This is a genomic window from Sphingobacterium sp. MAE (assembly GCF_056711605.1).
Window position 1 is genome coordinate 5,201,930 of record NZ_CM160044.1, and the last position, 25,404, is coordinate 5,227,333.

Here is a 25,404-nt window from a genome sequence, read left to right on the forward strand (position 1 = left end):
CGTATAATACCTTCACTCAGCCCCGCTAAAAATACTATTTTGATCATGAAATTACTTTAAAAAATTATGTTACATATTAAGACTTTCACCTTTAATCCATACCAAGAAAATACCTACGTACTCTATGATGAGCACCGCAATTGTGCCATAATAGACCCGGGAATGTATGGTCAGGCTGATGAAAAACTATTAACAGATTTCATAGAGCAAAATGGTTTAATTCCCAAAATCTTATTAAATACACACTGTCATATTGATCACGTTCTGGGCAATAGATTTATATTTGATCAATACGCTCTATACCCTCAATTTCATGAGGGAGAACTGTCTGTTTTGATTGAAGTGCAAAACTATGCACCCCAAATGGGATTCAGATACGAGATCTCCCCTATCGCAGAAACCTTTCTTGGCGAAGAAGGTATTATAAAAATAGGAAACGATGAGTTAAAATTGATATTTGCACCCGGTCATTCGCCAGCACACCTATGCTTCTATCATGAAAAACAACAATTCCTTATTGGTGGAGATGTATTGTTTAAAAACAGTATAGGGAGAACAGACCTGCCAGGAGGTAATCACGAACTACTCCTTAAAAATATAAAAGAAAAAATTTATACCCTTCCGAATGAGGTCACCGTTTACCCAGGACATGGACCAACCACAACAGTCGGATCGGAAAAAGTGAACAATCCATATATTAGAGCATAATAATAATGAATTTACCTTATCTATTTGCAAAGCGATATTTGTTTTCAAAAAAATCAGTCAATGCAATAAACATTATTTCAGGTATCAGTATCGTAGGAGTTTTAGTAAGTAGTGCAGCTTTAATAATCCTTTTATCATCATTCAATGGCATGGAAAATTTAATATTATCCATGTCTAGCCAATTTGCCCCAGAAATAAAAATAGAACCAAGACAAGGTAAATTATTCGACCCCAATCATCCCGGTATTCAGGCACTAAAAAAAGATACAAACGTAATCAATTATACGGAAGTACTACAAGAAAAGGTATTGCTCCAGTATGAAAATCGACAATATATTGGCACGATAAAAGGTATAGAAGGCAATTCGATCGACCATCAGGCCAAGGATAGCTTGATCAGTAATGGAGATTACAACCTGATGCAAGATAGTACTCCTTATGCTGTAATTGGAGCAGGGGTACAAGCAAACTTAGGTGTTTCAATACACACAGGCCTAAGTCGAATCGACATATATTCACCACGGAAAGGTATCAAAAATAGCGCAAATCCTGCGGACGAATTTAATATAAGATCCATTCAACCAACCGGAATATTTAAAAATCAACAAGATTTTGATAATTTAGTAGTCACGCCGATCTCTTTTGCCCAAGAAGTCTTAGGCGAATTTAATCGTATTTCTGCGATTGAATTTTATGTGAAAGACAAAACAAACTTGGAAACATTCAAAGATAATCTCCAAACACAACTCGGTGATGATTTTATTGTGAAAAATAGAGAGGAACAAAATCCAACTCTTTATAAAAATGTACGAGTAGAACGTTGGGCAGTTTTTTTTATACTCACATTAATTAGCATCATTGCACTATTTAATATTGTAGGATCATTAACCATGCTCGTACTTGACAAAAAAGAAGACATGACTATTTTAAAGAACATAGGTGCAGACAATTCTATGATTCAGAAAATATTTTTTTATGAAGGACTAATGATTTCTTTAATCGGTTGCGTAACCGGATTAGTAATTGGCTATATATTCTGCTTTTTACAGATCCATTATGGCATAATAAAAGTAGAAGAAGGAGCCAATATGTTAATCGACAGCTACCCTATTGCATTGCGTTTAAGCGATTTTATTATTGTATTCTTTACCATTACCGGCATAGCAGGACTGATTGCCTATTTTTCATCTAAAATAAGTGTATCGGAATTAAATAAATTGGAAGCGACAGATTAAAAATTTGAGCTTTTACTACCTTTTTTTCCTTTAGAAATCTGTTGAATCAAGCTTCCCCATGCAAAAGGATTTAATAATGGATTGGCGTATCGTTGATTGATAACCTTATTAGTCATTCCACGATGATTTTCATTCACATTATAGCTGTGCATTTCATCAGCAGTTCTCGGCATCATAGCAGCCATCGCATCAATTGATTCTTTAGACATATTTCGTTTGGCACGAATCACGTTATCCGAATTGACTTCCAAATTCATAAATGCGATATTAAATTCTTCAATACTAGCCCAAGGATAAGGAGTCACCATTGGCAATTCAATAATGAGATTAGTCATCACGATAGCAGTAGAGAGTCGATCGCCCTCTACATTAGGAATAACATATTGATAGGTTTCATAACCTACTGAAGTAAAACGGATCGTATCCCCCACATGCGCCACAAAAGAGAAAAAGCCTTCATTATTAGCCATGTAGGTTTCATTCCGAAAGCTTTCATTCGTAATTGTCGTATACCCTACAGGAAGGCCCGAGCTCACTGTTTGTACAATACCACTAAACTGCAATATTTTACGTTCTTGGGAATAAGAAACATATCCCAGAAAAATAAAAAATGTAACAAGAATAAAGTGATAGTTGAATTTCATAGCACAAATCTAAGATTTAAACAGTAATACTGTTGTTAAATTGTGTTAATTAAAGCCGTCAATTATAAGGCTTTAGGCGTTGGTAAGGTAGCATTAGGATCATTGATGTCGGTAATATTGATCGCCTCTACCGCTGTAATTTCAGGAACAGCTTTCTTAATCGCTTGCTCTAAGCCCGCTTTAAAAGTCATAATACTCATCGAGCATGAAGCACATGCGCCCAATAATTTTAGACGAACAACATTATCTGCTGTGATTTCTTCCACACTAACATCGCCACCATCAGTTTCCAAATAAGGTCTAATCGTATCCAATGCTTGCTCAACTCTTTCTTTTAATGTCATACTTTAACAATTTGAATGTAAATATAATCAAAATTTACCAAAATGAAATGATGACAAATCGATTCATATCGTTTTTAAACATGAAAATGACAATAATAATTGCGCTTTAGCTAGAGGTTAAAAAAAGTTAATATGAAAGTATTTCGTTGTTTAGCATTCATTAATGCACTATATTGCAACATAAAAATTTAATTGATTAGTATTACAAATTCACTTATCTTTGTAAAATGTTTTTAAATAGGCGTATAGCGGCTTTATGTGCCGGAATTTTGTTATTGGTATCATTCAGTAGCTGTAAGAGTAAATTTGAGAAGTTGCGCGCAAGCAATAACATCGCTCAGAAATACGAAGAGGCAGTCAAATTATACGAAAATAAGAAATATAGCAAAGCTTTAATATTGTTTGAAGATTTGAGAAGTAAATTTAGAGGACAAGCAGAAGCAGAGAATCTCTATTATTTCACAGCTTTTGCAAACTACAGACTGAAAGACTACACATCAGCACGCTATCATTTCAAAGACTTCGCAGATGTTTATCCGAATAGTCCAAGAGCAGAAGAATGCCGTTTTATGTCTGCTTATTGTTATTACCTCGATTCTCCTAGATCTAGTTTAGATCAAGAAAATACAAGAAAAGCAATTGATGCATTACAATTATTTGTCAACTTGTATCCAGAGTCAGATAGAGCAAAAGAAGCTGGTGATTTAATTCAAAAGCTTCGTGACAAATTGGAATTTAAAGCCTTTTCAAATGCTAAGCTTCTCTATGACATGGGATTAAATGATGATTATAGAGCAGCAGTAATCGCATTACAAAATGTATTGAAAGAATATCCAGATACTAAATATGCGGAAGAAATTGAGTACCTTACGCTAAAGTCTCAGTATAATTTTGCCAATCAAAGTACACCTTTTAAACAGGCAGATCGCTATGCTGAAGTGATTGATTATTATCGTTCATTGGCAATGGCATTTCCAAATAGTAAATATTTGAAAGAAGCAGAATCCATTCGCGATAATGCTGAAAAGAAAATGAAAGCTGCTACAGCCTATATGGCAACAGTAAATAAAGCAATCGCAGAGCAAGAGAAAGAAAGAAAAGCCGCGAGAGAAAAAAAAGATAATAAAGATAATAAAGATAATACCCAAAACAATGAGTCAAAAAAATAACAGCACTGTAGCAACTTCAACTGTAACACGTGATTTAAGACAATTAGACATCGTTACTGACAATATTTATGAGTCAATCGTAGTGATCAGCAAACGTGCTAATCAAATTTCAGTTGACATCAAAGAAGAATTGAATGGCAAACTTGCAGAATTTGCTACTAACAATGATAACTTAGAAGAGGTATTCGAAAACCGTGAGCAAATTGAAATCTCAAAACACTATGAGCGTATGCCAAAAGCTACTCTTATTGCAATTGACGAATTCTTACACGATAAGATTTATTTCAGAAATCCTGCAAAAGAGCAAGAATAACTTGCCTTATCTAAATGGATATGAGCTTAGCTGATAAAAATATTGTAATTGCTGTATGCGGCAGTATTGCCGCATACAAAATTGCACATCTGACAAGATTATTAGTCAAAGAAAAAGCAAATGTTCAAATCATAATGACAAAAGAGGCGGCAGAATTTATCACCCCGCTCACATTGTCAACACTTTCAAATAACCCCGTTTTAATCGATTATTTCGACCCTAAAACTGGGGAATGGAATAATCATGTCCATATCGGACTAAAAGCTGACCTTATACTGGTAGCTCCTGCCACAGCTAATACCATTGGAAAATTAGCAAATGGTATCTGCGACAGCTTATTAACGGCAGTCTATTTATCAGCTAAATGTCCTGTTTTTATTGCTCCCGCAATGGACCTAGACATGTGGAAACATCCTTCGACTCAAAATAACATTCGACTACTTCAGTCTTATGGAAACACATTAATTCATCCTGGAAATGGAGAACTAGCGAGCGGGTTAATTGGAGAAGGAAGACTTGCCGAGCCCGAAGAAATACTTCATTTTATTACAAAAAACCTCTCCATTGATTTACCTTTAATCGGCAGACAGGCTTTAGTAACTGCTGGACCAACCCATGAGGCGATCGACCCTGTCAGATTCATCGGAAATCATTCCAGTGGCAAGATGGGATATGCATTAGCAAAACAACTTTCAGAATTGGGAGCACATGTAACCTTAATTAGTGGTCCAACTGCTTTGGAGACACCAAAGAATGTGCATCGCATATTAATTACCTCTGCTCAAGAAATGCTTGAAGCTGTTGAGCAATATTTCATTCAGTCCGATATAATTGTTATGAGCGCAGCAGTTGCTGACTACACTCCCATTGAAGTCGCAACTCAAAAAATTAAAAAGAAAGAAGATCAATTTTCTATATCACTCAAAAAAACAACGGATATTTTAGCAACTGTTGGAAAAAGAAAGACGGAAAAGCAACTTTTAATCGGTTTTGCACTTGAAACTGATCATGAAGTTGAAAATGCAAAAAGCAAATTAATCCGTAAAAATTTAGATCTGATCGTTCTCAATTCCATGCAAGATAAAGGCGCTGGTTTTGCCACAGATACAAATAAAGTAACAGTGATCGATCGCTCTGAACATATTCAGGAATATACCTTAAAATCAAAAGAAGAAGTGGCAAAAGATATTTGTCAACTTATCGTACATCATCCCATTCTAAGTTCAAATTAGTCCTATCCTCCATTGCTCCATTGGGATTATAGCTAGTAAATAGTTCTCGTAGCAGCTCCTTAACAGTGATTATTGCTGATATACGATCCATAATAGACTCTACAAAAAACTTGTCTTACTCGATCAGGCTCCCATTTTGTTTTTTCATTTCTCTATCAGTACAGAAAAGATTAAAATAGATTGATACTCTCAATTATAATAAATGTATTTTTGTTCATATGAAAGATTTCAAAAAATATTACATAATACCTGCAGAGCCCGAAGAGATCTACTTAGCTTTGACGACCGACATTACCATACGTCTTTGGACAGGAGACTTAGTAGAAATCAATCCAGTTGTCGGCGGCGAATTTTCGATGTGGGATGGTGCCATTACAGGAAAATTTATCGAATTAGACCCGAATAAGAAAATTGTTCAACAATGGTATTTTGGTGAGCAGGAGTCCGAATCTATAGTGACGATCAAGCTACATGACCACAAGAAGGGAACTTCCATTGAAATTAACCATACTAACATACCAGAAGAAGACTATGCTGATATCGTAGATGGCTGGGACGATCCTTATATGAGTTCTCTCCTAGACTTCTATACCGAAGATGGACGCTAAGCAGCCTTTTAGGCTCTTAGTGCCCTTGTTAAATCTTACAAGTCTAAGTTGCCAACAAGTTCTTTTAGACCTATCTCAGAAAGCTTTGCTTGGTAATTAGCCTCCTTTAGCCTACTCACGGCATTGACATAGTTTTCCTGAGCGTCTCTAAATTCAACGGCGCTGATCGTACCTATCTTATATTTATCTAAAGTTATATTTAAATTTTGTTTAGCGATTTTCTCATTTCGCTCTTCCAATTTCGTTAAGCTTATATTGGTCATATAACTTTGATATGCTTTCAAAATAGTCGCATTGATAAGCTCTTTCGATCTTTCAATTTGTATAGAAGCTTTTTCTACCATTTGCTTAGCGACACGTTCACTCCTTCGTTGATTAAATCCATCAAAAATATTCAAAGATGCAGTTACACCATAAGTCAAACCTCTAGCGTTAGATTGAGAAACAAAGCCTAAACTCGATTCTGATGAAGAAAAGTTATATCCCGAATTGAGTCTAACCACCGGTAGTCGTTTTGAACGGACATCCTTTTGTTCCAACTCGGCTAAGCGTTTATCCAATTTGATCAATTGAAGATCGATATTTTGATCGCTGGCTTCTTGTAATAAGGCATTGATTTGCAAATTTTCATTAAACTGAAATTGATATTCAACATCAAAATCTATTGTTAAATCCCTTGCCATTAATCGGTTTAACTCCGTTTTCAAATTAGCAATTGTTTCCAGTTTTTTTAACCTCAAGGATTGATCTTCATTTAAGTTTACCTGAACATTCAAGACTTCCAGTTTTGAAGCCTTTCCAATTTGAAAACGGTTTTCAGCTGTTTTTAAACGATCGTTAGAAATGGCGATAGAAGAATCTATCGTATGCAATAAATTCTCTTCTAAAACGATCGTATAATACATGTTTAACACATCACCCACCGTTGTTAAAATAACAGATTTCAACTCCAGATCACTCCTTGATTTCAATTGATTTAATTTTTCATATCGCGCAAACATTCCAAATCCATCAAAAATGGTCCAGCCTAGACTAACCCCATAATTCATGCTATTGTTCTTTGCATTTTCCAATTCTCTAACTTCACCTGTAATCTGTGTTTGTTTAGAATTTTGGCTACTATTATTTTGAGTAAAATTTGCTGTAAGGTTGGGTAAGATCCCTGCATTCCCATACGTCGCATTTTCTTGCGCGATAATAACATCCTTTTTTGTAAGCAATACATCAAAATTATTTTCCAGAGCTATAGTTACTGCATCTTGAGCAGTTAGTACATTTTGCGAAAAAGCATTGCACATTGGAATAAAAAACAGGGCTAATAAATAATAAATCTTATTCATATTAATCTTTAATATTCGACAATTCAGGATTGTGTTTCTTTATTCTAGACCACATTAAATAGATCGCGGGAATAACAAATAACGTCAACACAAGGGAAAACAATGTTCCCCCTACGATCACGACTCCCATTCCTATTCGGCTTGTAGAGGCTGCTCCGAGAGATAATGCGATCGGTAATGCTCCAAGTGCAATCGCCAACGAAGTCATCAAGATCGGACGTAATCGTCCAGCAGAAGCCTCAATAATAGCCTCATATTTCGATTTACCATCTTCTCGCAACTGATTGGCAAATTCCACAATTAAAATACCATTTTTTGTCACCAATCCTATTAACATAATTGTGCCAATCTGACTAAAGATATTCCATGATTGCCCAAATAACCAAAGCGAAAATAAGGCACCTGCCACGGCAAGTGGCACTGTAATAATAATAACGAAGGGATCTATAAAACTTTCAAATTGTGCCGCCAAAATTAAATAGATTAATAAGAGAGCTAAGCCAAAGGCAAACATGGTATTTGATCCACTCTCTCTAAAATCTCTAGACTCACCACCTAAATCAGTGGTAAAGGTCTCATCTAGTACCTTTGCTTTAATACGATCCATTGCTTCTATTCCCTCTCCCAAACTCTTTCCTGGAGCTAAACCTGCAGATACAGTTGCTGACATATAACGATTATTGTGGTACAGCTGCGGCGGACTACTCTGTTCCTCAATCTTCACAATGTTATCCAATTGAATTAACTCACCATCTTTATTCTTAACGAATATAGAAGCAAGATCCAATGGTGTACTCGTATCTTTTTTATCAAACTGACCTATCACTTGGTATTGTCGGCCATTCATCATAAAATAACCAAATCGCTGCCCTGAAAGAGACATCTGCAGCGTCTGTGCAACGTCCAAAATAGAAACACCTAAACTCAAGGCCTTTTCCCGATCTATATTCACGTATACTTCGGGTTTATTAAATTTCAAATTAACATCAGTAATCGAAAAAGTAGGATCATCATTCACAGCATCCATAAATTCAGGAATCTTTTCTTCCAATTTTTGAAAATTTGGTGCCTGTATAATATATTGTACAGGTAGTCCACCTCTTCGATTTACTGAAATCGTTGGCTGTTCCATAATAGAGACCTTAGCTTCCGAAGAAGAACGCGTCAATCGAGATAAATCACGAGCAATTTCAGCTTGAGTCCTACTTCGATCCTCTTGCTGCACTAAACCAAGGCGTATAATACCACTGTTAGCCGCAGCAGATCCAAATCCAGGAGAAGTAATAACCAAACTGACATCTTTTTCAGGAACCGAATCATTTACCAATGTCGTTAATTCAGTCATAAAACGATCCATATAATCGTATGATACACCTTCCGGAGCTGTAACACGCATAGTTAAGTAACTACGGTCATCATAAGGAGCTGTCTCTTTGGGTAATAAATTAAAGAATAAGTAGATAAGCGCAAAACAAGCTAATATGATGGGGTAACTTAACCATTGCTTTTTCAAGAATTTGACCAAAGAATTGGCATATCCATCCGTTAATGCAACAAAATAAGGTTCCGTTTTATCATAAAACTTAGTCTTTTTCTGTTCACCACCTTTCATCAGATAAGCATTTAACATCGGTGTCAATGTTAAGGAAACAAAAGCCGAAATAAGTACAGCTGCCCCAATAACTATCCCAAACTCTCGAAAGAGCCGTCCTACAAATCCTTCTAAAAAGACAACAGGTAAAAACACTGCTGCAAGTGTAATTGAAATGGATATCACAGCAAAGAAAATTTCATTAGATCCTTTTATTGCTGCTTGAATAGGAGACATCCCCTCTTCTACCTTTTTAAATATATTCTCTGTTACCACAATTCCATCATCTACCACTAGACCTGTTGCCAGTACAATCGCCAATAATGTTAATACATTGATGGAAAATCCACAAAGATACATCACAAAGAATGTTGCAATCAAAGATACTGGAATGTCAATTAGTGGTCGAAATGCAATAGACCAATTTCGAAAAAACAAGAAGATAATTAACACAACCAAAACAACAGAAATTAGTAATGTTTCGGCCACTTCCAGAACAGCACGTTTGACAAATAATGTATTATCAAGTGCTATTTTCATCACAATATCCTCAGGGAGATCCTTTTTCAATTGATCAAATTCTTTATAGAAATTCTTCGCAATTTCTAAATAATTGGTACCCGGCTGTGGAATGACCGCCATACTCAACATGGGCAGTCCCGAATCCGACATTTTCGTTTCGAAATTCTCAGCCTCCAGAGCAGCCTTTCCGACATCACTTAGCCGAATGCTACTATTTCCTGTAGATTTTATGATGATATCATTAAACTCATCCTCTGAAGCTAAATTTCCGATAGTCTTTACTGTCAATTCCGTATTAGAGCCTGTCAATTTTCCTGAGGGTAGTTCAACATTTTGAAGGTTTAGAGCAGATCTCACATCCAATACGGTGACGCCATATGAATTTAATTTTACGGGATCCAACCATAATCGCATAGCGTATTTCTTTTGCCCCCATATCTGGACAGAACTGACACCTGGGATTGTTTGAAGCCTCTGTGAAATGGTATTCTCGGCATAATCCGATAATTCCAAAATATTCTTCTCAGAACTTTGAACAGTCATCGTAATGATGGGTTCCGAATCGGCATCAGCTTTCGATACCACAGGAGGAGCATCAATATCTTGAGGTAAGCTTCTCACTGCCTGAGAGACTTTGTCACGCACATCATTGGCCGCTTCCTCTAAATTCTTGCCTAAATTAAACTCAACTGTTATATTACTCGTACCTTGATTACTCGAAGACGAAATATTTCGAATACCATCAATAGAATTAATCGCTTTTTCTAGGGGTTCAGTTATCTGTGATTCGATAATATCAGCATTTGCTCCAGCATAGCTTGTTCTCACCGATATCTGAGCAGGATCGATGGATGGAAATTCACGAACACCCAGATAAGTATAACCAATTATACCAAATAAGATGAGCATCAAATTTAATACAATCGTTAAAACGGGACGCTTAATACTTGTTGTAGACAAACTCATAAAAAAACAACTAACGTAATGTAACCTTCACTTTAACATCGTTCTTAAGCGACATTACTCCTGTAGTCAAAACAGTGTCACCGTTCATTAAACCCGACAACACATTCACCTTATCCTTAGTTCTTCCTCCCGTCTCGACAATCACTTCTCTTGCTTTACCCTCTTTGACAACAAAAACTTTTTTACCATTCTGGATCGGTATCAAGGCTTCCGACGGAACCATTAATGCATCGTCAATACTTTCCAGTGGCAATATAACATTCACAAATACACCAGGTACAAATTTATTATGTGTATTTTCCGCGATAGCTTTGATCAATAAAGTTCTAGTCGTTAAATCAACAGATGGATCTATTGCAAAAACTTTAGCATCAAAAGTTTCCTTAGATTCCGGAATTTTAAAAGAAATTCGTTGACCTACAGACACTCTATTCACATACTTTTCTGGAATAGCAAAAGAAAGTTTAACACGGTCAGATTTGACCAGTTTTGCAATTGGAGATGTTGGTGTGATATATGCCCCTTTCGATACTGATCTTAGACCGATTGTACCAGAAAAAGGAGCACGAATATAGGTTTTAGATAACTGAGCTTCAATAAAAGCTATTTGAGACTTTGCTGTTCTATAATCAGCACTAGCGATATCATACTCTTCTTGGCTGATCGCCTCTTTCTCTAATAACAATTTTGCTCTTCTTTCATTTTCAGATGTCAATTGAGTCCTCGTTTTAGCCTGTTCCAGTTGCGCCAATAAATCAGCCGCTACAATCTTGACCAATACAGCCCCCTTATTGACGCGACTACCCTCAGAAAAATTCAATTGATCGATCAGACCCGAAACTTCCGAGCGAATCTCAACCTGTTCATCCGGTTCTATTGTTCCTGTAAGATTAAGGTTATCAGCAAATGATTCAGCAAAGATAACTGTACCATATACAGCCATATCACCTGTCTTTCCTTTTCCTGCATTAGGAGTAGCCTCCTTTTCCTTATTGGTCGCAATTCGTTGCCAAATCAAGTATCCAAATACAAGTACTAATAGCGCAATGACAATATATTTAATTTTCATAATCGAGTATAGCATGTCAAAATGCGTAAATGCATTTCAATATTCAAGTTTATAAAAATTAAACGACTAAAAAAGTAGATTTTCGTAATATTGTTATGATAATAACAGAATAAATATGATTATTATAAAAGATATGGTTTAGATTACCGTTCAGAAAAGTGTAATAAAACAAAAAACCACTAGCATTATGTGCTAGTGGTTTCGTATAAAAAAAGGCATCGACCTACTCTCCCACCTGTTACGGCAATACCATCGGCTCTGGCGGGCTTGACTGCTCTGTTCGGAATGGGAAGAGGTAGACACCGCCGATATAGACACCTAAAATATTTTGAATCAACAATGTTGATATAAACAAATCAGATTTAAAAGCAAATAGCCTTTCAACAAGGCTATTTGTATAAAAAAAGGCACCGACCTACTCTCCCACCTGTTACGGCAATACCATCGGCTCTGGCGGGCTTGACTGCTCTGTTCGGAATGGGAAGAGGTAGACACCGCCGATATAGGCACCTAAAATGTTTTTATTAGTCATAAAAATGAAATATACAATATCCCATCCAACACACTAATCTATAGACAATTGAAAGAAAAACTAAAAGAGGAAGACAACAGTGTCTGCGTTGCTTGAGAAAGCTTCGGGTGATTAGTATTGCTCAGCTATGATATCTCTACCTTTACACCTGCAACCTATCAACGTAGTAGTCTACTACGGCCCTATAAGGAAGTCTCATCTCGTGGCTAGTTTCGCACTTAGATGCTTTCAGCGCTTATCTATTCCCGACGTAGCTACCCAGCCGTACACCTGGCGGCATAACTGGTTTACCAGCGGTCAGTCCATCCCGGTCCTCTCGTACTAAGGACAGATCCACTCAAACTTCCAACGCCCACAACAGATAGGGACCGAACTGTCTCGCGACGTTCTGAACCCAGCTCGCGTGCCACTTTAATGGGCGAACAGCCCAACCCTTGGGACCTTCTCCAGCCCCAGGATGTGACGAGCCGACATCGAGGTGCCAAACCTCCCCGTCGATATGAGCTCTTGGGGGAGATCAGCCTGTTATCCCCAGCGTACCTTTTATCCTTTGAGCGATGGCCCTTCCATACAGAACCACCGGATCACTATGTCCGTCTTTCGACCCTGTTCGACTTGTTGGTCTCACAGTCAAGCAAGCTTATGCCATTGCACTCCGCGTACGGTTACCAAGCGTACTGAGCTTACCTTTGAAAGCCTCCGTTACCTTTTTGGAGGCGACCACCCCAGTCAAACTACCCACCAAACAATGTCCTCGGCATGACCGAGTTAGAAACCGAATACAGAAAGGGCGGTATTTCAAGGTTGATTCCATGACTCCTGGCGAAGCCACTTCAACATCTCCCGCCTATCCTACACATCCTGTACCCAATTCCAATGTTAAGCTATAGTGAAGGTGCATGGGGTCTTTCCGTCCCGTTGCGGGTAATCGGCGTCTTCACCGATACCACAATTTCACCGAGCTCATGGCTGAGACAGCGCCCAGATCGTTACACCATTCGTGCAGGTCGGAACTTACCCGACAAGGAATTTCGCTACCTTAGGACCGTTATAGTTACGGCCGCCGTTTACTGGGGCTTCGATTCAATGCTTCTCTTGCGATGACATCCCCTCTTAACCTTCCAGCACCGGGCAGGTGTCAGGCCTTATACCTCATCTTTCGATTTTGCAAAGCCATATGTTTTTGTTAAACAGTCGCCTGGGCCTTTTCACTGCGGCTTCTCCATTGCTGGAGGAAGCGCCCCTTCTCCCGAAGTTACAGGGCCATTTTGCCGAGTTCCTTAGCCATGATTCACTCGAGCACCTTAGGATTCTCTCCTCGACTACCTGTGTCGGTTTACGGTACGGGTTTTTATAACCTGAAGCTTAGCGGGTTTTCTTGGAAGTCTGTTTACCTGCTCTATCAGCGCCGCCGAAGCTTTGCTGTACTATTGGGTTTCAGCAGGGTCGGCGGATTTGCCTACCGTCCCTATACCTACGCCTTTCAACGAACTATTCCGTCAGTTCGCGGCAGTGTCACTACTCCGTCACCACATCGCAGTTATAAAAAGTACTGGAATATTAACCAGTTGTCCATCGGCTTACTCCCTTCGGATGCGCCTTAGGCCCCGACTAACCCTGATCCGATTAGCGTTGATCAGGAAACCTTAGTCTTTCGGTGGGCGGGTTTCTCACCCGCCTTATCGTTACTTATGCCTACATTTGCTTTTCTATCCACTCCACGGCCCATTACCAGACCGCTTCGCCGTAAATAGAATGCTCCCCTACCAGACATACATATTTCAGTATGAATCCATAGCTTCGGTAATACACTTGATGCCCGTTTATTATCCACGCCCGATCGCTCGACTAGTGAGCTGTTACGCACTCTTTAAATGAATGGCTGCTTCCAAGCCAACATCCTAGCTGTCTAGGCAATCGGACCTCGTTAGTTCAACTTAGCGTATATTTAGGGACCTTAGCTGATGGTCTGGGTTCTTTCCCTCTCGGCCTTGGACCTTAGCACCCAAAGCCTCACTGCCGGCCATATCTTATAGCATTCGGAGTTCGTCTGGATTTGGTAGGATTTGACTCCCCCGCACCCAATCGGTAGCTCTACCTCTATAAGACTCCATGCCGACGCTGTTCCTAAAAACATTTCGGGGAGTACGAGCTATTTCCCAGTTTGATTAGCCTTTCACCCCTACCCTCAGGTCATCCGGAAACTTTTCAACGTTTATCGGTTCGGTCCTCCATTACATGTTACTGCAACTTCAACCTGCCCAAGGGTAGATCACAAGGTTTCGCGTCTACCTCATCTGACTATGCGCCCTATTAAGACTCGCTTTCGCTTCGGATACGTGGCTGAACCACTTAACCTTGCCAGACAAGAGTAACTCGTAGGCTCATTATGCAAAAGGCACGCCGTCACTGGACCTGCCAGCTCCGACCGCTTGTAAGCACACGGTTTCAGGTTCTTTTCACTCCTCTGTTCGAGGTTCTTTTCACCTTTCCCTCACGGTACTAGTTCACTATCGGTCTCTCAGGAGTATTTAGCCTTATCAGATGGTGCTGACAGATTCCCACAGGGCGTCTCCGACCCCGCGGTACTCAGGGTACTGCTAGGCTAGCATTCTATACGTGTACAGGGCTATCACCGTGTATCGCTGGGCTTCCCATCCCATTCCACTTCTGTTTGCTAATGCCACATTGCAGCCCTACAACCCCAACCATGCCGTAACAAAGTTGGTTTGGGCTCTTTCCCGTTCGCTCGCCACTACTTGGGAAATCATTATTATTTTCTTCTCCTACGCCTACTTAGATGTTTCAGTTCAGCGCGTTCGCGTATTTTACAGCATACCTTCAGTATGCTAGGTTGCCCCATTCGGAAATCTTCGGATCAAACTCACATTTGCTAATCCCCGAAGCTTATCGCAGCTTATCACGTCCTTCATCGCCTCTGAGAGCCTAGGCATCCCCCGTGTGCCCTTATTTACTTTCTTCACCTCATAGCCCTTTTGCTACTATGGGTTGCTTTTTGATATATAACCATGATGCTACGCATTAATCCGTTCGGCCTTGACCGAGGGTCTTCATAATACATCGGGCACACCACAGTATTGTCTCTACTGTTGTCTTCTCTTGTAATTTTTTTTCTTTCAATATGTCAAAGAACTCTTTGTATGCCTGTATATGAACGCAGTATCTTAGCGTCCGGGCAAACCTGTGGAGAATATCGGAGTCGAACCGATGACCCCCTGCGTGCAAGGCAGGTGCTCTAGCCAGCTGAGCTAATTCCCCGTGTATTTTTGGTAGTCCCGAGCAGATTTGAACTGCTGACCCCTACATTATCAGTGTAGTGCTCTAACCAACTGAGCTACGGGACTAGCTTATCTTTCTATCTCTCTGGACCATCCAATCAGGGATGGGCACATTTCTTCAAATGTTTTGTCTCTTGTTTGTTTCTTATATAAACCATGTGTGTACGTAACGAGCTTCAATCCTGAATGCTCTAGAAAGGAGGTATTCCAGCCGCACCTTCCGGTACGGCTACCTTGTTACGACTTAGCCCCAATTATCGGTTTTACCCTAACACGCTCCTTGCGGTTACATGCTTTAGGTACCCCCAACTTTCATGGCTTGACGGGCGGTGTGTACAAGGCCCGGGAACGTATTCACCGCGTCATTGCTGATACGCGATTACTAGCGAATCCAACTTCATGAGGTCGAGTTGCAGACCTCAATCCGAACTGTGAATGGCTTTTAGAGATTAGCACCATATTGCTATGTAGCTGCCCGCTGTACCATCCATTGTAGCACGTGTGTAGCCCCGGACGTAAGGGCCATGATGACTTGACGTCGTCCCCACCTTCCTCACAGCTTACGCTGGCAGTCTGTTTAGAGTCCCCACCTTAATGTGCTGGCAACTAAACATAGGGGTTGCGCTCGTTGCGGGACTTAACCCAACACCTCACGGCACGAGCTGACGACAGCCATGCAGCACCTAGTTTCGTGTCCCGAAGGACTGATCCGTCTCTGGATCATTCACTAACTTTCAAGCCCGGGTAAGGTTCCTCGCGTATCATCGAATTAAACCACATGCTCCTCCGCTTGTGCGGGCCCCCGTCAATTCCTTTGAGTTTCAATCTTGCGACCGTACTCCCCAGGTGGATAACTTAACGCTTTCGCTTGGACGCTTACTGTGTATCGCAAACATCGAGTTATCATCGTTTAGGGCGTGGACTACCAGGGTATCTAATCCTGTTTGATCCCCACGCTTTCGTGCATCAGCGTCAATACTAACTTAGTGAGCTGCCTTCGCAATCGGAGTTCTAAGACATATCTATGCATTTCACCGCTACTTGTCTTATTCCGCCCACTTCAAATAGATTCAAGTCCTACAGTATCAAAGGCACTGCGACAGTTAAGCTGCCGTCTTTCACCACTGACTTATAGGACCGCCTACGCACCCTTTAAACCCAATAAATCCGGATAACGCTTGGATCCTCCGTATTACCGCGGCTGCTGGCACGGAGTTAGCCGATCCTTATTCTTCAGGTACATTCAGCTTCCCACACGTGGAAAGGTTTATTCCCTGACAAAAGCAGTTTACAACCCATAGGGCAGTCATCCTGCACGCGGCATGGCTGGTTCAGAGTTCCCTCCATTGACCAATATTCCTTACTGCTGCCTCCCGTAGGAGTCTGGTCCGTGTCTCAGTACCAGTGTGGGGGATTCTCCTCTCAGAGCCCCTAGACATCGTAGCCTTGGTGGGCCGTTACCCCTCCAACTAGCTAATGTCACGCGAGCCCATCCATATCCTATAAATATTTGATCATAATCCGATGCCGGTAAATGATGTTATGCGGTGTTAATCTCTCTTTCGAGAGGCTATCCCCCTGATATGGGTAGGTTGCTCACGCGTTACGCACCCGTGCGCCACTCTCATCAGTTTGTAGCAAGCTACTCCCTGAATCCCGTCCGACTTGCATGTATTAGGCCTGCCGCTAGCGTTCATCCTGAGCCAGGATCAAACTCTCCATTGTAAAATGAAGTGTAAGATCAAGACTATTTATAATAAATAGAATTGTCTTGTATTTTATTTCTAATTCTAAAATTGAACAGGTTGATTTTTTTAACTTTCGTTGTTTCTCAACACTACTCGTTACGTTACATGATTATATTTTTAAAGAACTTTCTTCGCTCCCGCATCTCGCTTCGGCTTTATATGATGTCGGCATTGCGCCGGTATCGGTCTTGTTTGTTCCCCCTTCGTTTCCGTTGGGACTGCAAAGGTAGAAATCTTTTTGGTATCTCCAAAATAAATGTGAAAATTTATTTTTTTGTTTTCCTTCTGTTTCTGCGTTTAAACTAAATTAAACCCTTCTTTTTTCAGTGCTTCCCCTCTCGGATCAGCCGTTCCTCCCTTGCGGAGTGGTGCAAAGATAGGAACTTTTATCCTTCACTTCCTAATGTTTTCTGTCTTATTTGTTCATATTATCTTTAACTTGCTGTAACATTGAACGATTAATTTATCGTTAAAGATATAATCAATAAAAAATGATTGATCCTAGCTAAAAAGAACCTCACCTATTGATACAATATTTAGGTTAATCTCAGATTTATAAATACCTTTATCTATACATAATAACCAAAATAGTAAGCACAATGGCCAAGACTACCCTCAAAGATATCTCTAAAGCACTCAATATTTCAATCTCCACGGTCTCCAAAGCATTATCCGATAGTTACGAAATAAGTGAAAAAACCAAAAAGATGGTTCAGGACTATGCTGCTGAGATGAATTTTAGCGTCAATAAAGTGGCTCAAAGTCTAAAAATTGGCAAAACCAATACCATTGGAGTTATTGTATGTGCTATAAACAACACCTTTATCGCTGAAATATTAGATGGGATTCAAAAGGCTTCAATAGAAACGGGCTATGATATCATCATTATGCAGAGTAGGGAAGATGTACTTGTGGAAAAATCTTGCATTGAAGTATTAAACTCCAGAGGTATCGACGGACTCTTAATCTCTCCTGTAAGCGAAACATCAAATATAAATCTATTAAAGGAATTGCAAGAGAATCAAAAACCTGTCGTTATCTTCGATAGGACCGTCAATCAATTAAAAACAGATAAAGTTGGAGTGAATAATTTTGATGGGGCATATCAAGCTACTAAACATCTATTAGAACAAGGCCGCACCAATATCCTTCATATTACTGGACATCAACTGGGGGTATCAAAAGATAGACTTAATGGATATAAAGAAGCATTACGAGAATTTGAAATTCCATTAAAACCTTATTATTTTATTGAATGCAATATCCAAGATACAGGAAATACTGGACAAACAAATAAAAAGTGCGATTCAAAAAACTTTAAATGCTGAACATAAATTAAATGCCATATTTGGAGCTACCGATGTCATCACGACGCGAACACTAGGAATATTAGCAGAACTTAATATTAGAGTTCCTGAAGAAATAGCCGTAATTGGATTTTCCAATATTTCCATTCCAGACTCTTTAAACCCTGCATTAAGCAGAATTAAACAACCCGCTAGCGAAATCGGTCATACTGCCATGAAAAAACTAATATACCTAATCAAGCATCCGCACTATACTGATTTTGAAACAATCGAATTGGAAAATACAATAGAAATAAGAAGATCAAGCCTTTTGGCTTGATCTTAAAACAAATTAAGTACACTACTTTTTAAAATATTCAGCAGCATTATAATAAGAGATATCAGCAACAATTTTTCCGATCATATCAATATCATGAGGTAAGTAGCCTTTTAAAATATCTTCAGCAAAGATATTAGCGAGCAACCTTCTAAAATATTCATGTCTAGAATAAGACAAGAAACTTCTCGAATCTGTCAGCATACCTATAAAACAACTTATCAAGCCATAATTAGAAAGCGCATTGATTTGTTGCGTCATCCCATCCAGCTGATCTTGATACCACCAGCCTGAACCAAATTGAATTTTTCCTCTTATACCCTCTCCCTGAAAATTACCGATCATGGTACCAAATACAGCATTATCGGCAGGATTGATATTATAAATAATCGTCTTTGCCAACTGGTCTGTTGTATCGAGATCATTAAAAAAATCTGCCATTCGTTCCGCTTGCTTAAAGTCTCCAATCGAATCATATCCCGTATCAGCACCCAAAACAGCTAATTTTCCTCTATTTGTATCACGCAACGGTCCCAGGTGGAATTGCTGCGCCCATTGTTTATCATGATATTTTTTACACAATTCATTCAAAACATAAAAAGTAAAGCTATCTTCAAACTCCAAAGCCCTTGTATCATCTCCATGGAGTACATCGACAAACACAGCATTTACTTCTGTCAACTTAAAGCTACCCTTCTTTGGCAAGTATTTCAATCCATGATCGGAAGCTACACAGCCTAAAGCGTCAAAATAATTGATCCGCTGTTCTAGCGCTTCGAGCAAGGAATCGATGTGGTATATCTGGGTACCAGAACTGTCCGACAATTTTTGAAGATAGGATCGAAATTTATCTCCTTTTGATAATTGAAACACTTGATCCGGACGAAACGTCGGGACAACCTTTGTCTTAAAGTCATCGTTTGCATTTAATGTCTTATGAAAGATTAGATGATCAATGGGATCATCCGTTGTCCCCACCATTTCCACATTAAATCGAGTCAGCAAATTTTGTGTACTGAAGTTAGCACCTTTGAGCTGCTCTTTCGTTTGCGCATAAATATCCTTTGCATTAGACGGGTTTAACAATTCATGGATACCAAATGGATTGTTAAGTTCCATATGCGTCCAATGATACAAAGGGTTTCTCACTGTTTGAGGAACTACTTCTGACCATTTTTGAAATTTCTCAAAATCTGAAGCTTGTCCAGTAATATATTTCTCCTCAATTCCCAAAGTTCGCATTGCTCGCCATTTATAATGATCGCCATATAACCAAATTTGGGTCAAATTTTCAAACTGGTGGTTACTGCATATTTGATCAGGAGGAAGATGATTATGGTAATCTATAATCGGAAGGTCTTTAGCATAATTATGATAGAGTTGTTGCGCGATATCCGATTGCAAAATAAAGTTATCATTAATAAAGTTCGACATGCTTCTCTTTTTATTCACCTAAAATCCCATATTCTAAACCTCGAAGCTCTGCAAGCCCTCTTAAGCGTCCTATAGCAGAATACCCTGGATTAGTTACTTTATTTAAATCATCAAACATTTGGTGACCATGATCAGGTCTAAACGGAATTGGTCGAATCCGTTTCTGATTTTCAACAGCCAAAATCTGCATAATAGCATGCATATTGACATCTCCATCCAAATGATCTGCTTCATAGAAACTGCCCATACGATCCTTTTTCACATTTCTTAGGTGAGCGAAATAAACTCGGTCTTTAACCCTGTCCAATATCGATACGACATCATTTGACTGGCTTGCACCAAGAGATCCCGTGCAAAAACACACTCCATTAAAAGGCTTATTAACACCTGCCAAGATGGCCTCCAAGTCGGATTGATTACTCACAATTCGTGGAAGACCTAAAATTGCATATGGAGGATCATCAGGATGAATGGTCATTTTTATTCCGCTACTTTCACAAACTTCAGCGATTGACGATAAGAAATGTAATAAATTGCGCAATAAACCTTCCCGACCAATCTCACTATATATAGCAATGCTATTATTTAAATCTTCAAGTGTAAGATCTTTTTCTCCAGGAATTCCCATTAAAACAACTTGAGTTAATGCGCTTAAATCAGATGGCGAATACGAAGCAAATTTTCGTTCCACCCCGGCTAATATTTCATCCGAATAATCCCTTCTGGCATCCACACGCTTTAAAATATAAATATCAAATACGGCTAGATCTATCCAATCAAAATATAACGCTTTGGATCCATCCTTCATCAATAGATCTAATTGTGTCCTCGTCCAATCTAAAACCGGCATGAAATTGTAGGTTATAATTTGGATTCCACATTTCGCCAGGTTTTCCAGTGACTGAATGTAATTGCGCATGTAGTATGCAGCCTCTTGATTCGCAGTTTTTATTGCTTCATGAACAGGAAGACTCTCTACAACCGACCAGACTAATCCAGCCTCCTCAATCACACTTTTACGTTCTAAAATATCTGCTACTGGCCAAATCTCACCATGTGGAATATGATGTAATGCCGTTACAATACCTGTAGCACCAGCCTGTTTTATGTCGACTAAAGAAACGGGATCATTCGGCCCATACCATCTCCAAGTTTGTTCAAGTTTATTCATCTCTATTTATTAAACACCACACCATGAATTAAAACCACCATCAACAAAGATTGTTTCACCAGTCACTAAAGCCGAAGCATCACTTAAGAGGTAAACTAAAGTTCCTTTTAATTCATCTGGCTCCCCTAATCTTTGAAATGGCATTCCATTAATAAACTTTTGAGCACGATCAGAATACGCACCGTTTGAATCCATTAATAAATTTCGATTTTGCTCCGTTAAAAAGACACCAGGGGCGATCGCATTGACGCGCACTTTATCTCCATAACGCAAAGCCAGTTCAACGGACATCCATTTGGTATATCCATCGACACCATGTTTGGCAACGGTATAACCTAAAACTCTAGTTATTGGTCTACTGGCAGCCAAAGAAGAAATATTAATAATAGAACCTTTACCCGATTCTGCAATCACACGTCCAAAAATATGTGTCGGTATAATTGTACCATATAAATTAAGCTCAATTGCTTTTAATGTATCTTTAACATCATGATCAAAAAGATTTTGATCTGGTTGAATAGTTGCGCCTGGAATATTACCACCAGCGGCATTTACTAAACCGTTAATAGTACCCCATCTTGCCAATATTTCATCCTTGGCTCTTATCACATCCTCCTCATTTAACACATCCACTTGTATCGCCAAAGCTTCAGCACCTTTTGCTTCAATAGCTTCAACCCGCTCTTGCAGTTTTTCTGTATTGCGTCCAAGTACTGCAATCTTAGCACCCGCTTCAGCTAAAGCATCTACAAAAGCTTTCCCAAGTACACCAGTAGCACCTGTAACCACAACGACGTGATTCCTTAAAGAAAATGTATCCAATATCCCCATTTTATAATTGTTAGATTTAAAGTTACCAATTTTAGGAAATAATTAATTATGAAAGAAACTTCCTTAAAACTTTATTTACTAAAACGTTTTCGAAATTATGGGCATAAATCTTATATAAATACAATTATTTACACTACTTTAGAACTATAAACTTATAACTTATGGATAATAACAAAGTCCTTTGTTTTGGAGAGATTCTATATAGACTGCAAGCAAAGGATCAACATTTTTTTAATACCGACCAATCTGTTGTATACGCTTATCCTGGTGGTTCTGAAGCCAATGTAGCGGTTGCTCTAGCATCATTATCGATTCCTAGTGCTTATGTGTCAGCTGCACCTGAGCACGCGCTAACTAAAGAAATACTGAACATCTTGAATCAACGTAATGTCAATACCTCCAAATTTATATTTGGAGGGGAACGTTTAGGTTCTTACATTTTACAATCAGCAAATGGTTTAACCAGTGGAGAAGTAATATATGATCGAAATCATTCCTCTTTTTCCACTTTAAAAGCTGGTGATATCGATTGGGATGATCTATTTAAGGACTGCTCCTGGTTTCATTGGACAGCCCTAACGCCGGCACTAAACAGCGAATTAGCAGATCTCATGTTAACAGCATTAAAAATGGCACATGAAAAGAAAATAACCATATCCGTTGATCTAAATTATAGAAGTAGATTATGGCAGTATGGAAAACAACCTCTTGACATTATGCCACATTTAGTTTCATATTGCGATGTGATTATGGGCAATATCTGGGCTGAAAATAAAATGCTTGGAACATCGATCAATGATCAATTTTCCCGTTCAACATCAGTGGACCAATATTTCGATTATGCTCGTGTAGTTGCTCAAGAGATATTTGAAAAATATCCGAAATGTAAGCACGTTGCTAATACTTTTCGATTTATGGATAATGCCAATCATAATTTATTCTATGGTACTTATCACAATCCATCAGAAAATAAAATAAGCGATATCTTAGAAACAAATACCCTCATCGATCGAATTGGTAGTGGAGATGCGTTTATGGCAGGCTTAATTGCAGCTATATATGAAAATAAATCTTCACAAGAAATTATTGACACAGCCACTCAACTAGGCTTTAAAAAACTGTTCAACAAAGGTGATTTCATCAACTTATCATAATTAACATGCAGACTATCCTATCCAAGATTGAAAGTTCTCCCATTATCCCCGTTTACTATCATGACGATATCGATCAATGTATCCAGATTTTAAAGTCGTGTTACAGCGGAGGCATACGTGTTTTCGAATTCGTTAACAGAGGTCCAGAAGCTTTTAACAATTTCAAACAACTATTAAACTACCGAGATCAACATTTCCAAGATTTAAAGTTAGGAATTGGAACAATTAAGACAAAACAACAAGCCCTCGATTTCCTAGATATAGGAGCAGAATTTATTGTTAGCCCCATTGTTAAACCAGAAATAGCGGAAGTTACATTAAAAAATAATATTCTTTGGATCCCTGGTTGTATGACGCCTACAGAAATTGCACTTGCCGAAGAACTAGGAGCTCCGCTAGTAAAGCTTTTTCCAGGGGATGCACTAGGATCAAAATTTTTAAACGGAATTAAACCTTTATTTCCATCACTCAAGTTTATGCCTACCGGAGGAGTATCCTTAGAAGAACAAAACCTGACGGAATGGTTTCAAGCTGGAGTATCTGCTGTAGGGATGGGTTCCAAACTATTCAACGCTCCAACAGAATTTGAAGAAAGCAACTATATCGAAAATAGACTACGCAAAGCTTTTCATCATATTGAAAGTATAAAATAAAGACACAAAAAAAAGCTCTAACTAAAGTTAGAGCTTTTTTGTCGGGGTGGCAGGATTCGAACCTACGACCTCCACATCCCAAATGTGGCGCGATACCGGGCTACGCTACACCCCGAAAAGGTATCACCTTTTTGTTTTACTGTGATGCAAATATACATCGAAAATTAATAAAGTCAAATTTATTTTTCACTTTAAATAATAAATCACTGATTAACTGAGAAATAAATTTTTATTAACAAAAATTTAGCAGCAAACTATCGACTAAAAACTAGGATAATGATCCTTTAAATTGCTAAAATCGGTATGATTTGTATATAATACCAGCTCAATCTACGAGGAAAATCAATAAGTGAAATCAGTAAATCTATTGCAAAAAGTTAAAATTAAGAATGCAAATAATTAATTTCATAATACTTGAAGAGCATCTTACAACTTGAATAAAAATAGAACAAGATAATCAATTCAATAAAGGAGTCGAAAATCCATTTACTTACGACACTCTCCCTGCAAATTAAAATTATTGAGGAAATAATAGACGATATGAAGCAAGATAATATAATCATGATAGCTATACAAACCCTATGATCAGATCTCATCATAAACGCTAGGGTGTCTTCATAAGAAGTTATTGAGAGAATAATCGATGATATGCCCAAGTAATATCAGATTAGAGCAGATTACAAGAGCTGCAATTTATAAAATCATATAGGAGAATAATGAATTTAGATCAATTTCCCAATAAGTGATAACACATCTATTCCTATATCCTATCCGTTAACAGCAAAATATCAACATCTGATACCAGATTGCCGCAAAACTTAGAAGCGAAACTGATCCTATAGCAAGTAAGCTTTATCAGAAACAGTTCCACAGACAAAGGCATGGACATATGGAAAGGGGGGAGATGGAGCTGCATCGGCATGGTTCCGGAAGCAGCGCTATTGATTATACTGTAGCAGCGGAATGGCTTGTTCTAAAGCACCGGTATTGGGATATGCTGCATCCGAAAGACAGAAAAAGTTTAGCGCACAAAAAAGCCCCTGCTGTTTAGCAAGGGCTTCTGTATAAAAAAAGGCACCGACCTACTCTCCCACCTGTTACGGCAATACCATCGGCTCTGGCGGGCTTGACTGCTCTGTTCGGAATGGGAAGAGGTAGACACCGCCGATATAGGCACCTAAAATGTTTTTATTAGTCATAAAAATGAAATATACAATA

Annotated in this window: 18 protein-coding genes, 3 tRNA genes and 5 rRNA genes; 10 read left to right on the forward strand and 16 right to left on the reverse strand. The window is 38.8% G+C overall.

Going from position 1 to position 25,404, the window contains the following annotated elements; all coding sequences use genetic code 11:
* Positions 1-66 precede the first annotated feature (66 nt).
* Together AC06G9_RS22145 and AC06G9_RS22150 are read left to right on the forward strand one after the other, a co-directional pair.
* Positions 67-708: an MBL fold metallo-hydrolase gene (locus tag AC06G9_RS22145; protein WP_248755160.1), complete on the forward strand. Its 642-nt coding sequence runs from the start codon at positions 67-69 to the stop codon at positions 706-708.
* 5 nt (positions 709-713) lie between these two features.
* Entirely contained in the window at positions 714-1,943 is a 1,230-nt protein-coding gene (locus tag AC06G9_RS22150; protein WP_411028111.1) for an ABC transporter permease, read from the forward strand.
* Here AC06G9_RS22150 and AC06G9_RS22155 read toward each other — a convergent pair.
* Both AC06G9_RS22155 and AC06G9_RS22160 read right to left on the reverse strand, forming a co-directional pair.
* On the reverse strand, positions 1,940-2,587 hold the full coding sequence (locus AC06G9_RS22155; protein WP_045754026.1) for a hypothetical protein: 648 nt from the start codon (positions 2,585-2,587) through the stop codon (positions 1,940-1,942). The two genes, AC06G9_RS22150 and AC06G9_RS22155, sit on opposite strands and share 4 nt — an antisense overlap.
* A gap of 62 nt (positions 2,588-2,649) precedes the next feature.
* Positions 2,650-2,931 carry a NifU family protein gene (locus tag AC06G9_RS22160; RefSeq protein WP_045754027.1) on the reverse strand — a complete coding sequence of 94 codons (282 nt, stop codon included), beginning with the start codon at positions 2,929-2,931 and terminating at the stop codon, positions 2,650-2,652.
* A 227-nt stretch (positions 2,932-3,158) separates the two neighbouring features.
* On the opposite strand from AC06G9_RS22160, the gene AC06G9_RS22165 reads away from it, so the two are divergent.
* The 4 genes from AC06G9_RS22165 (at position 3,159) to AC06G9_RS22180 (ending at position 6,253) form a co-directional block, all read left to right on the forward strand.
* Positions 3,159-4,100, forward strand: coding sequence for an outer membrane protein assembly factor BamD (locus AC06G9_RS22165; protein WP_045754028.1), 942 nt, complete (start codon positions 3,159-3,161; stop codon positions 4,098-4,100).
* Positions 4,084-4,413: a DNA-directed RNA polymerase subunit omega gene (locus AC06G9_RS22170; RefSeq protein WP_045754029.1), complete on the forward strand. Its 330-nt coding sequence runs from the start codon at positions 4,084-4,086 to the stop codon at positions 4,411-4,413. The genes AC06G9_RS22165 and AC06G9_RS22170 overlap by 17 nt, the downstream gene beginning before the upstream one ends.
* 20 nt (positions 4,414-4,433) lie before the next feature.
* Complete coding sequence (gene coaBC / locus AC06G9_RS22175) at positions 4,434-5,645, forward strand: bifunctional phosphopantothenoylcysteine decarboxylase/phosphopantothenate--cysteine ligase CoaBC (protein WP_045755479.1); 1,212 nt, start codon at positions 4,434-4,436, stop codon at positions 5,643-5,645.
* A gap of 218 nt (positions 5,646-5,863) precedes the next feature.
* Entirely contained in the window at positions 5,864-6,253 is a 390-nt protein-coding gene (locus AC06G9_RS22180; protein ID WP_153197376.1) for an SRPBCC domain-containing protein, read from the forward strand.
* A gap of 35 nt (positions 6,254-6,288) precedes the next feature.
* On the opposite strand, the gene AC06G9_RS22185 is transcribed toward AC06G9_RS22180, so the two are convergent.
* The 9 genes from AC06G9_RS22185 to AC06G9_RS22225 form a co-directional block, all read right to left on the reverse strand.
* Positions 6,289-7,593 (reverse strand): TolC family protein, encoded by a 1,305-nt coding sequence (locus tag AC06G9_RS22185; protein WP_434439293.1) that lies wholly within the window; start codon positions 7,591-7,593, stop codon positions 6,289-6,291.
* A 1-nt stretch (position 7,594) separates the two neighbouring features.
* The gene (locus AC06G9_RS22190; protein ID WP_480957257.1) at positions 7,595-10,672 is read right to left on the reverse strand and encodes an efflux RND transporter permease subunit; all 3,078 of its coding nucleotides are present in this window, start codon (positions 10,670-10,672) and stop codon (positions 7,595-7,597) included.
* 10 nt (positions 10,673-10,682) lie between these two features.
* Positions 10,683-11,741: an efflux RND transporter periplasmic adaptor subunit gene (locus AC06G9_RS22195; protein WP_480957258.1), complete on the reverse strand. Its 1,059-nt coding sequence runs from the start codon at positions 11,739-11,741 to the stop codon at positions 10,683-10,685.
* 210 nt (positions 11,742-11,951) lie between these two features.
* Positions 11,952-12,063 (reverse strand): 5S ribosomal RNA (gene rrf, locus AC06G9_RS22200).
* 80 nt (positions 12,064-12,143) lie between these two features.
* Positions 12,144-12,255, reverse strand: a 5S ribosomal RNA gene (gene rrf / locus AC06G9_RS22205).
* Between the two features lie 110 nt (positions 12,256-12,365).
* Positions 12,366-15,254, reverse strand: a 23S ribosomal RNA gene (locus AC06G9_RS22210).
* 224 nt (positions 15,255-15,478) lie between these two features.
* A tRNA-Ala gene (locus AC06G9_RS22215) sits at positions 15,479-15,552 on the reverse strand.
* Between the two features lie 9 nt (positions 15,553-15,561).
* Positions 15,562-15,638: transfer RNA gene (locus AC06G9_RS22220), tRNA-Ile, on the reverse strand.
* Positions 15,639-15,767: 129 nt separating this feature from the next.
* A 16S ribosomal RNA gene (locus tag AC06G9_RS22225) occupies positions 15,768-17,297 on the reverse strand.
* Together the 16S, 23S and 5S rRNA genes with 2 tRNA genes alongside form the textbook arrangement of a ribosomal RNA operon.
* 622 nt (positions 17,298-17,919) lie before the next feature.
* Here AC06G9_RS22225 and AC06G9_RS22230 point away from each other — a divergent pair.
* Entirely contained in the window at positions 17,920-18,648 is a 729-nt protein-coding gene (locus tag AC06G9_RS22230) for a LacI family DNA-binding transcriptional regulator (RefSeq protein WP_480957259.1), read from the forward strand.
* Positions 18,572-18,946 carry a substrate-binding domain-containing protein gene (locus AC06G9_RS22235; RefSeq protein ID WP_480957260.1) on the forward strand — a complete coding sequence of 125 codons (375 nt, stop codon included), beginning with the start codon at positions 18,572-18,574 and terminating at the stop codon, positions 18,944-18,946. Before AC06G9_RS22230 ends, AC06G9_RS22235 begins: the two co-directional genes overlap by 77 nt.
* Before the next feature lie 21 nt (positions 18,947-18,967).
* Here AC06G9_RS22235 and uxaC read toward each other — a convergent pair whose 3' ends face one another.
* From uxaC to AC06G9_RS22250, 3 genes are read right to left on the reverse strand one after another with little or no spacing between them, the layout of a single operon-like run.
* Positions 18,968-20,377, reverse strand: a complete 1,410-nt coding sequence (gene uxaC / locus AC06G9_RS22240; RefSeq protein ID WP_248755153.1) for a glucuronate isomerase — start codon at positions 20,375-20,377, stop codon at positions 18,968-18,970.
* Positions 20,378-20,387: 10 nt separating this feature from the next.
* Positions 20,388-21,548, reverse strand: a complete 1,161-nt coding sequence (gene uxuA, locus AC06G9_RS22245; RefSeq protein ID WP_480957261.1) for a mannonate dehydratase — start codon at positions 21,546-21,548, stop codon at positions 20,388-20,390.
* A 9-nt stretch (positions 21,549-21,557) separates the two neighbouring features.
* A complete protein-coding gene (locus tag AC06G9_RS22250; RefSeq protein WP_045752114.1) occupies positions 21,558-22,379 on the reverse strand; it encodes an SDR family oxidoreductase in 822 nt (273 codons plus the stop codon).
* 161 nt (positions 22,380-22,540) lie between these two features.
* Between AC06G9_RS22250 and AC06G9_RS22255 the strand changes: the two genes are divergently transcribed.
* Both AC06G9_RS22255 and AC06G9_RS22260 read left to right on the forward strand, forming a co-directional pair.
* A complete protein-coding gene (locus AC06G9_RS22255; RefSeq protein WP_045752113.1) occupies positions 22,541-23,533 on the forward strand; it encodes a sugar kinase in 993 nt (330 codons plus the stop codon).
* Positions 23,534-23,538: 5 nt separating this feature from the next.
* Positions 23,539-24,186, forward strand: a complete 648-nt coding sequence (locus AC06G9_RS22260) for a bifunctional 4-hydroxy-2-oxoglutarate aldolase/2-dehydro-3-deoxy-phosphogluconate aldolase (protein WP_480957262.1) — start codon at positions 23,539-23,541, stop codon at positions 24,184-24,186.
* A gap of 41 nt (positions 24,187-24,227) precedes the next feature.
* Here the strand turns inward: AC06G9_RS22260 and AC06G9_RS22265 are convergent.
* Positions 24,228-24,301 (reverse strand) — tRNA-Pro (locus tag AC06G9_RS22265).
* A 954-nt stretch (positions 24,302-25,255) separates the two neighbouring features.
* A 5S ribosomal RNA gene (gene rrf, locus AC06G9_RS22270) occupies positions 25,256-25,367 on the reverse strand.
* Positions 25,368-25,404 lie beyond the last annotated feature (37 nt).

Excerpts from the sequence above, each read along its gene's own strand:
- AC06G9_RS22145 (WP_248755160.1), top strand. The coding sequence starts at position 67 with ATGTTACATATTAAGACTTTCACCTTTAATCCATACCAAGAAAATACC.
- AC06G9_RS22150 (WP_411028111.1), top strand. The coding sequence starts at position 714 with ATGAATTTACCTTATCTATTTGCAAAGCGATATTTGTTTTCAAAAAAA.
- AC06G9_RS22155 (WP_045754026.1), bottom strand. The coding sequence starts at position 2,587 with ATGAAATTCAACTATCACTTTATTCTTGTTACATTTTTTATTTTTCTG.
- AC06G9_RS22160 (WP_045754027.1), bottom strand. The coding sequence starts at position 2,931 with ATGACATTAAAAGAAAGAGTTGAGCAAGCATTGGATACGATTAGACCT.
- AC06G9_RS22165 (WP_045754028.1), top strand. The coding sequence starts at position 3,159 with ATGTTTTTAAATAGGCGTATAGCGGCTTTATGTGCCGGAATTTTGTTA.
- AC06G9_RS22170 (WP_045754029.1), top strand. The coding sequence starts at position 4,084 with ATGAGTCAAAAAAATAACAGCACTGTAGCAACTTCAACTGTAACACGT.
- coaBC (WP_045755479.1), top strand. The coding sequence starts at position 4,434 with ATGAGCTTAGCTGATAAAAATATTGTAATTGCTGTATGCGGCAGTATT.
- AC06G9_RS22180 (WP_153197376.1), top strand. The coding sequence starts at position 5,864 with ATGAAAGATTTCAAAAAATATTACATAATACCTGCAGAGCCCGAAGAG.
- AC06G9_RS22185 (WP_434439293.1), bottom strand. The coding sequence starts at position 7,593 with ATGAATAAGATTTATTATTTATTAGCCCTGTTTTTTATTCCAATGTGC.
- AC06G9_RS22190 (WP_480957257.1), bottom strand. The coding sequence starts at position 10,672 with ATGAGTTTGTCTACAACAAGTATTAAGCGTCCCGTTTTAACGATTGTA.
- AC06G9_RS22195 (WP_480957258.1), bottom strand. The coding sequence starts at position 11,741 with ATGAAAATTAAATATATTGTCATTGCGCTATTAGTACTTGTATTTGGA.
- AC06G9_RS22230 (WP_480957259.1), top strand. The coding sequence starts at position 17,920 with ATGGCCAAGACTACCCTCAAAGATATCTCTAAAGCACTCAATATTTCA.
- uxaC (WP_248755153.1), bottom strand. The coding sequence starts at position 20,377 with ATGTCGAACTTTATTAATGATAACTTTATTTTGCAATCGGATATCGCG.
- uxuA (WP_480957261.1), bottom strand. The coding sequence starts at position 21,548 with ATGAATAAACTTGAACAAACTTGGAGATGGTATGGGCCGAATGATCCC.
- AC06G9_RS22250 (WP_045752114.1), bottom strand. The coding sequence starts at position 22,379 with ATGGGGATATTGGATACATTTTCTTTAAGGAATCACGTCGTTGTGGTT.
- AC06G9_RS22255 (WP_045752113.1), top strand. The coding sequence starts at position 22,541 with ATGGATAATAACAAAGTCCTTTGTTTTGGAGAGATTCTATATAGACTG.
- AC06G9_RS22260 (WP_480957262.1), top strand. The coding sequence starts at position 23,539 with ATGCAGACTATCCTATCCAAGATTGAAAGTTCTCCCATTATCCCCGTT.